Raw genomic sequence first — 7,729 nt, forward strand, 5'->3', positions numbered from 1 at the left:
GGCGGATGCTGTCGCGATATATTGGATTCGCCGTCGCGGTCGCCGCGGCCACATCGGTAGCGACATGTGCCTCCGCGCAGGAGGTCGAACGCAAGGGCATCCCGGCGCCCCCAGGACACGTCTTCAAGACCATCATCTCCGGCTACCAGTTCCGCAGCAAGGAAACGCGGGCGCTGCAGGACGACGATTTGGAGAACCCCGGCTTCCTCGCCGTCGAACGCGCGGCGGATGTCTGGAAGAAGGTCGAGGGCGGCGAGGGCAAGTCTTGCATGAGCTGCCACGGCGAGGCCGAGACCAGCATGAAGGGTGTCGGCGCGGCGATGCCGAAATGGGACGACAAGCTGAAGAAGCCGGTCAATCTCGAGCAGCGAATCAACATCTGCCGCAGCGAGCACATGAAGGCGGAGCCCTGGAAATTCAAATCCCAGGAGCTGACCGACATGACGACTTTCGTGCGCTATCAGTCGCACGGCATGAAGGTGTCGGTGAAGACCGACGGGCCGATGTCGCCCTGGTTCGAGCGCGGCAAGCAGATCTATTACACGCGCTATGGTCAGCTCGATCTCGCCTGCGAATCCTGCCACGAGCGCAACAACGGCAAGTTCATGCGCGCCGATTTCCTGAGCCAGGGCCAGACCAACGGCTTTCCGACCTATCGGCTGCGCGACCAGCGTGTGGTGCCGCTGCATGAGCGGTTCGAGGGCTGCATGTTCGACGTGCGGGCCGAGCCGTTTAAGCCGCTCTCGGACGAGTTCCTCGCGCTCGAGCTCTATGTGGCCTGGCGCGGCATCGGCTTGCCGGTCGAGACGCCGTCCGTCCGCAACTGAAACGATGAACCTGCAGGAGTATTGCGCATGATCTCTCGCCGCGAGTTCATTCAGGTTGCCGCTGCAACGGCGGCACTCTCGGCCGGCGCAGGTTCCGGCCTCAGCCGGGCGGTTGCCCAGCAGCGCCTGACCGAAAAGGACCTGCTGGTCTTCGAGCCGCTCGGCAACGTTACGCTGGTGCACGTGACCGATATCCACGGCCAGCTGATGCCGCTCTATTTCCGCGAGCCCTCGACCAATCTCGGGGTGGGCGAGGCTAAGGGCGTTCCGCCGCACGTCAGCGGCAAGGAGTTTCTCTCCCGTTTCGGCATCGCGCCCGGCTCGTCGGCGGCATATGCCCTGACCTCGGAGGATTTCGAGGCACTCGCCAGGAGCTATGGTCGGATCGGCGGCCTCGATCGCGCCGCGACCGTGATCAAGGCGATCCGCGCCGAGCGCGGCGACAAGGTCGCGCTGCTCGACGGCGGCGACACCTGGCAGGGCTCGTGGTCGTCGCTGAAGACGCGCGGCCAGGACATGATCGACTGCATGGCGCTGCTCAAGCCTGACGCCATGACCGGGCATTGGGAGTTCACCTACGGCACCGAGCGAGTCAGGCAGGCCATCGAAGGCCTCGGCTTTCCGTTCCTCGGCCTCAATATCCGCGACACCGAATGGAACGAGGCGGCTTTCGACGCCTCGACCACGATCGAGCGTGGCGGCGTCAAGATCGCGGTGCTCGGCCAGGCGTTCCCCTATACGCCGGTCGCCAATCCGCGCTGGATGATTCCGAACTGGTCGTTCGGCGTGCGCGAGGAGGACGTTCAGGCGCAGGTCGACAAGGCGCGCAGGGGCGGCGCGCAACTCGTCGTGCTGCTCTCCCACAATGGCTTTGACGTCGATCGTAAGCTTGCGAGCCGCGTCAAGGGCATCGACGTTATCCTGACCGGGCATACCCATGACGCGCTGCCCGAAGCCGTCAAGGTCGGCAAGACCCTGCTGATCGCGTCAGGCTCGTCCGGCAAGTTCGTATCGCGGCTCGATCTCGACGTTCGCGACGGCGAAGTCAAGGCTTACAGCTACAGGCTCATTCCGCTGTTCACCGATGTGATCGCGGCGGACGCCGAGATGGCCGCGAAGATCGCCGAGGTTCGCAAGCCCTTCGCGGCGGATCTGGCCAAAGTGCTCGGCAGGACCGACTCGCTGCTCTACCGGCGCGGCAATTTCAATGGCACCTTCGACGATCTGATCTGCCAGGCGCTGATGCAGGAGCGCGACGCCGAGATCGCGCTGTCGCCCGGCTTCCGTTGGGGCACCAGCGTGCTGCCGGGGCAGGACATCACCTTCGAGGACGTCACCAACGCAACCGCGATCACCTATCCCGCGGTCTATCGCATGGGCATGACGGGCGCACGGTTGAAGGAGATCATCGAGGACGTCGCCGACAATCTCTTCAATGTCGATCCCTATTATCAGCAAGGCGGCGACATGGTGCGGATCGGCGGACTGTCTTACGCGATCGACGTCACCAAGCCGCAAGGCGGCCGCATCTCGGACATGCAGGTTCTCAAGACCGGCGCGCCGATCGATCCCGCCAGGGAATACCAGGTTGCCGGCTGGGCCAGCGTCAACGAAGGAACTGAAGGGCCGCCGATCTGGGACGTCGTCGCGAACTATTTGACGCGACAGAAAACCGTTCGGCTCGAGCCCAACAGGGCCGTCAAAGTTACCGGAGCGTAAGAAGCGATGTCGAAGTTGGACACTCCCCGGCAATCCCGACGCAGTTTCCTGGCCGCTGGCGCCGGTGTTGCAGCGTCTGTGCTCGCCAAGCCTGCCGCGGCCGGCGCCGGCAATCCTGCCAACCAGCCGCCCAACGTCCCTGAATGGACCAAGTCGCTCGGCGAGGGCGTCGCCGTCCGCCCGTACGGCAAGCCGTCGAAATTCGAGAAGGACGTCGTGCGGCGCGATGTCGAATGGCTGACCGCCTCGCGCGAGTCCTCGGTGAGCTTCACGCCGCTGCACGAGCTCGAAGGCATCATAACCCCGAACGGACTCTGCTTCGAGCGGCATCACGGCGGCATCGCCGAGGTCGATCCGGCCGATCATCGCCTGATGATCCACGGGCTGGTCGAGCGTCCGCTCATTCTCACGCTGGACGAGCTGAAGCGCTATCCGCGCGTCAACCGCATCCACTTCATGGAATGCGCGGCGAATTCGGGCATGGAATGGCGCGGCGCCCAGCTCAATGGCTGCCAGTTCACCCACGGCATGATCCACTGCGTGCAGTACACCGGCGTCTCGCTGCGCACCTTGCTGGAAGAAGCCGGCGTCAAGACGAGCGGCAAGTGGCTGCTGGTCGAGGGTGCCGATGCGGCCGCGATGGATCGCAGCCTGCCGATCGAGAAGGCGCTCGACGACTGCATCATCGCCTACAAGATGAACGGCGAGGCGCTGTATCCCGAGCAGGGCTATCCGATGCGGCTCGTGGTGCCGGGCTGGCAGGGTAATCTCTGGGTCAAGTGGCTGCGCCGCATCAAGGTCGGTGACCAGCCCTGGCACACCCGCGAGGAGACGTCGAAATACACGGACCTGATGCCGAACGGCAAGGCGCGCCGCTTCACCTGGTCGATGGACGCCAAGTCGGTGATCACGTCTCCGAGCCCGCAGGCGCCGATCAGGCACGGCAAGGGCTTTACCATCGTCTCGGGTCTGGCCTGGAGCGGCAACGGCAAGGTCAAGCGCGTGGACGTCTCGCTCGACGGCGGCCGCAACTGGTGGCCGGCGCGGCTCGACGGGCCCGTTCTCGACAAGGCGCTGACCCGCTTCTACTACGAGTTCGACTGGAACGGCGAGCCGCTGCTGCTGCAATCGCGGGTGCAGGACGAAACCGGATACGTGCAACCGAGCAAGGCCGAACTGCGCAAGATTCGCGGCGTCAACTCCATCTATCACAACAATGGCATCCAGACCTGGCATGTGCAGGCCAATGGTGAGGTCGAGAATGTCGAAGTCGCTTAAGCTCATTGCAGCCGCGCTGACGACGGCCTGCGCGCTGAACGCGCCGGCGCTCGCGCAGCAGAAGGCGGACGCCAAGAGCGGTTCGCGCTATCACATCGGCCGCGCGCCAACGGCGGACGAGATCCGCGGCTGGGACATCGACGTTCGCCCCGACGGCCAGGGCCTGCCGGAAGGCAAGGGCACGGTCGCGCAGGGCGAAAAACTGTTCATGGACAATTGCGCGACCTGCCACGGCGAGTTCGGCGAGGGCAACGGCCGCTGGCCGGTTCTGGCCGGCGGCAAGGGTTCGTTGACCTCAGACAATCCGGTCAAGACCGTGGGCTCGTACTGGCCCTACGCGTCAACCGTGTTCGACTACATCAGGCACGCCATGCCTTATGGCAACACGGGGTCCTTGTCCGTCGATGAATATTATGCGCTGGTCGCCTACGTCCTCTATCTCAATGACGTCGTTACCGATCAGAACTTCGAGCTGAACAAAAAGAACCTTGCCGCGATCAAGATGCCGAACGAGCAGGGCTTCGTGATGGACGACCGCGCCACCAGTGAGAAGTCGTTCTGGCAGAAGGACCCCTGCATGAAGGATTGCATCGCGCCGGTGAAGATCACCGGGCGAGCTGCCGCCATCGACGTGACGCCCGAGGACGGCAAGGAGAAGAAGTCGCGGGGCGTGGAGTGAGAACAGGCCGGGCGAGCCGTCGCACGCTTCTGCATGCCGGACTCGCTGTTGGCTTGCTCATCGCGATCCGTCCGGCCGCGGCCCATGCGGCCAAACCTCATGGGCTCGCGCTGCAGATCAGTGACGACGACCCGCTCAAGATGCGCGCCGTCCTCGATGTTGCGGCCAACGTCTCGCGGCATTATTCCGGGCAGGGCGAGGACGTCGAAATCGCAGTGGTCGCCTTCAACGGCGGTCTCGACATGCTGCTCGAGGACCGCTCGCCGGTAAAGGAGCGCCTGGTGAACTTCCTGAAATCGATGCCCAATGTGAGCTTCATCGCCTGCGGCAACACCCTGGAGACGCTGGCGGCGAAGGAGGACAAGCGACCGCCGCTGATCGAGGGCGTCAGCGTCACACAGGTCGGGGTTGCCGCGCTGATCGAACTTGCGGAGAAGAACTGGACGATTGTCCGGCCCTGAGGAGAAAGCCGCCGATGCGATGGTTGATGGAACTGACGGTCTTGCTCGCGCTCGCGGCGCCTGCGAACGCTGCCGAGCAGGAGCTCGAACAGTCGGTCGCCGGCCGTACGACGTTCGCGACCTTGCGCACACCCGCTGCGATGACACCGGACACGCCGCTCGTCGTGATGACCCACGGCACGCTCGCACACAAGGACATGGAGGTCATTCAGGGCGTTGCCAAGGCACTGGAGCAGCGCGGCATCGCTTCGCTCGCCCATACGCTGTCGCTGGGGCTCGACCGCCGCAAGGGCATGTATGACTGCGCCGTGCGGCATGACTACGTCGTTGCGGATGCAGTTGCGGAGATCGGCGCCTGGGTCGCGCGGGCGGGGGGTATGTCCCGGCTCGTCTTCGCGTTCGGCCATTCGCGCGGCGGCAACCAGGTCGCGCGGTATCTCGCAAGTGAAACCCCGCTGGCGGGTGCGGTGCTGCTGGCGCCGGTGACCGCAAAAGCCGAGGCCGACTTGCGCGCGTCCTACGTGAAGACATATGGCAAGCCGCTCGAGCCATTTCTGGAGCTTGCGACCAAGGCGGTCGCGGCGGGCCACGGCGGGGAGTGGATGGACGTGCCCGGCTTCATCTATTGTCGCAATGCCGTGGTCACCGCGCGGGCCCTTGCGTCATTCTACGGACCCGATGCCGGCCAGGACACGGCCGCGCTGGTGGCGCGCATCAAGCTTCCGGTGCTGGTGCTCGCCGCGACCAAGGATAATGTCGTGCCCGACGTGGCAGACGCATTCGCTCCGCTTGCGGGTTCGAGCGGGGGCAGGGTCCAGCTCGACAAGATCGAGGATGCCGATCATTTCTTCCGCGACCTGTTCGCGGAAGACGTCGCCGACCGCATCGCCGGATTCATCAAGCAGACACGATAGGAGGGGGATCATGCAGCGTCGATCCATGCTTCGCGCGAGCCTTGCCGGACTATTTGGTGCCTTCGCGGTGCACCAGGCGTCCGCGGCGACGGAAGCGTCCGCGCGACAGCGCGTCGTCTATCATCTCGCCGATGCCGATCGTGTCGTCTTCGTTCTCGGCAATCTGCAGAACCATGTCGACGGCGTCGGCGGATCCGGGAAGGCCGACATCAGGCTGGTGGTGCACGGGCCGGCGCTGCGAGCCTTCCACGCGCTCGCGGCTCAGGACCACACGATTGCGATGATGACAAAGCTCGTCGACGCCGGCGTCGGTTTCGACGCTTGTGCCAACACGATGAAGGCGCAGGGCGTCGAGCTGGACGACCTCACGCCCGGCTTCGTGGTGGCCGAGAGGGGCGGCGTGGTGCGGCTCGCTGAGTTGCAGCAGCAGGGATATGCCTATCTACGGCCATGAGGCCGCTTCGCTCGGGCATCCTGAGGCATTGGCGCTTTGATCTGGCTCATGGGACGCGACGCCGAGATCGCTAGAATCGCATGCTCGCAGGAATAGCTGAGGCGGACGTGCTGACGCCGATCATCGATCTCTTGGGTGAAGACCGGCTGTCATGGCTCGGCGGGCTCCTGGTCGGAGGTCTGTTCGGGTTCTTCGCCCAGCGCAGCCGCTTCTGCCTGCGTGCCGCGGCGGTCGAATTCTCCCGTGGCGAGGGTGGACCGCGCCTTGCGGTCTGGCTCCTGACCTTTGCCGCGGCGCTGGTGGGCACGCAAGGCCTGGTCGCGCTCGGCTGGCTCGATGTATCCGAGGCGCGCCAGCTCGCTCAACAGGGCAGCATCTCTGGCGATCTCGTGGGCGGCCTGATGTTCGGTTGCGGGATGATTTTGGCGCGGGGCTGTGCCAGCCGGCTCTTGGTGCTTTCGGCCAACGGCAATCTCCGCGCATTATTGTCAGGGCTGGTGTTTGCGGTGACCGCGCGGGCCTCCTATCGCGGCCTGGTATCGCCTGCTCGCGAACGCAATCTGTGGCTGGTCGATGGCGGCCCGTCGCGCGACATCATGGCCATGTTCGGTGCTGGCACGCCGAGAAACTTGCCTTCTGCACCCCTATGGGACTTACCAGAAGGACGCGGTGCCCTGCTGAGACATCTGCGGCATCTCAGCGGTGAGCTGTCAGAACGTCTCGGTAATCTTGCTCAAGCGAGGTGGACGATCCGGGTCAAACCCGCAGGCCCGCGCCGTCTGCTCGATCATCCGATAGGCCGGAACCAGCATGGTGATCGGGTCGGTGGCGGGATCATCCGCGGCCAACCAGGGCAGCGAGCCACGCGGTCCGCCGCATAAATGAAGCGCGATGTTTTGCCCGCGCAATTCGTCTGCCAGCGCGTCCACCATGGCCGCCGTTTCATCCATCAGGCGCATCATGATAACCGGCGTGCGCGACGATAACGCAGCGCGCGGCCCATGCTGCAGCTCGGCGGCGCTCAGACCAATGGAAGGCAGGCGCAGGATTTCCGACAATTTGAGAGCGATCTCCCGCGCCGAGCCGAGGCCCAGGCCCCGCGCCGCCACAAACACCGCTGACGCTTTGGTGAGGTCGTCAGCAATTCCGGACCAGTCGAGCGGTAGCGCGCAGTGCAGGCGCTCCGGCAGCCTGTCGAGGGCTGACCGCAGCGCATGATCTCCCGCCAGCTCGGCAACAAGTCCGGCGGCGGCGGCCATCGAGCCGATCACGGTCTTGGTCGCCGCTACGGAGTGCTCCTGGCCGGCTTCGATCGGAACAACGAATTCCGCTTCGTCAGCCACCGGCGACGACGTCGCATTGAGGATGGCGATGGTGCGGGCGCCCGCGGCGCGCGC

At 64.9% G+C, this 7,729-nt stretch carries 8 protein-coding genes and 1 pseudogene; 8 read left to right on the top strand and 1 reads right to left on the bottom strand.

Annotated features, from left to right (window positions below; all coding sequences use genetic code 11):
- Positions 1 to 5: 5 nt before the first annotated feature.
- From soxA to AC0L30_RS20355, 8 genes and pseudogenes are all read left to right on the top strand, one after another.
- The gene (gene soxA / locus AC0L30_RS20320; protein WP_007601689.1) at positions 6 to 827 is read left to right on the top strand and encodes a sulfur oxidation c-type cytochrome SoxA; all 822 of its coding nucleotides are present in this window, start codon (positions 6 to 8) and stop codon (positions 825 to 827) included.
- Positions 828 to 854: 27 nt separating this feature from the next.
- Positions 855 to 2,546 carry a thiosulfohydrolase SoxB gene (gene soxB / locus AC0L30_RS20325; RefSeq protein WP_007601690.1) on the top strand — a complete coding sequence of 564 codons (1,692 nt, stop codon included), beginning with the start codon at positions 855 to 857 and terminating at the stop codon, positions 2,544 to 2,546.
- 6 nt (positions 2,547 to 2,552) lie between these two features.
- On the top strand, positions 2,553 to 3,824 hold the full coding sequence (gene soxC / locus AC0L30_RS20330; RefSeq protein WP_007601691.1) for a sulfite dehydrogenase: 1,272 nt from the start codon (positions 2,553 to 2,555) through the stop codon (positions 3,822 to 3,824).
- The gene (locus AC0L30_RS20335; protein WP_007601692.1) at positions 3,808 to 4,503 is read left to right on the top strand and encodes a c-type cytochrome; all 696 of its coding nucleotides are present in this window, start codon (positions 3,808 to 3,810) and stop codon (positions 4,501 to 4,503) included. Before soxC ends, AC0L30_RS20335 begins: the two co-directional genes overlap by 17 nt.
- A 53-nt stretch (positions 4,504 to 4,556) precedes the next feature.
- Entirely contained in the window at positions 4,557 to 4,964 is a 408-nt protein-coding gene (locus tag AC0L30_RS20340) for a DsrE family protein (protein WP_035994430.1), read from the top strand.
- A gap of 14 nt (positions 4,965 to 4,978) precedes the next feature.
- The gene (locus tag AC0L30_RS20345) at positions 4,979 to 5,878 is read left to right on the top strand and encodes an alpha/beta hydrolase (protein ID WP_007601695.1); all 900 of its coding nucleotides are present in this window, start codon (positions 4,979 to 4,981) and stop codon (positions 5,876 to 5,878) included.
- A 10-nt stretch (positions 5,879 to 5,888) separates the two neighbouring features.
- Entirely contained in the window at positions 5,889 to 6,332 is a 444-nt protein-coding gene (locus AC0L30_RS20350; protein WP_007601182.1) for a DsrE family protein, read from the top strand.
- 107 nt (positions 6,333 to 6,439) lie between these two features.
- Positions 6,440 to 6,982 (top strand): annotated as a pseudogene (locus AC0L30_RS20355) (YeeE/YedE thiosulfate transporter family protein); the annotation flags it as partial.
- Between the two features lie 60 nt (positions 6,983 to 7,042).
- Here the strand turns inward: AC0L30_RS20355 and AC0L30_RS20360 are convergent.
- Positions 7,043 to 7,729: SIS domain-containing protein (locus AC0L30_RS20360; RefSeq protein WP_473405010.1), on the bottom strand; the 687-nt coding region annotated here is incomplete at its 5' end.

The sequence above is a fragment of the Bradyrhizobium sp. MI1.11 genome (assembly GCF_055811255.1).

Coding starts and splice junctions, on each gene's coding strand:
- AC0L30_RS20335 (WP_007601692.1), top strand. CDS start 3,808: ATGTCGAAGTCGCTTAAGCTCATTGCAGCCGCGCTGACGACGGCCTGC.
- AC0L30_RS20350 (WP_007601182.1), top strand. CDS start 5,889: ATGCAGCGTCGATCCATGCTTCGCGCGAGCCTTGCCGGACTATTTGGT.
- soxB (WP_007601690.1), top strand. CDS start 855: ATGATCTCTCGCCGCGAGTTCATTCAGGTTGCCGCTGCAACGGCGGCA.
- soxA (WP_007601689.1), top strand. CDS start 6: ATGCTGTCGCGATATATTGGATTCGCCGTCGCGGTCGCCGCGGCCACA.
- AC0L30_RS20345 (WP_007601695.1), top strand. CDS start 4,979: ATGCGATGGTTGATGGAACTGACGGTCTTGCTCGCGCTCGCGGCGCCT.
- soxC (WP_007601691.1), top strand. CDS start 2,553: ATGTCGAAGTTGGACACTCCCCGGCAATCCCGACGCAGTTTCCTGGCC.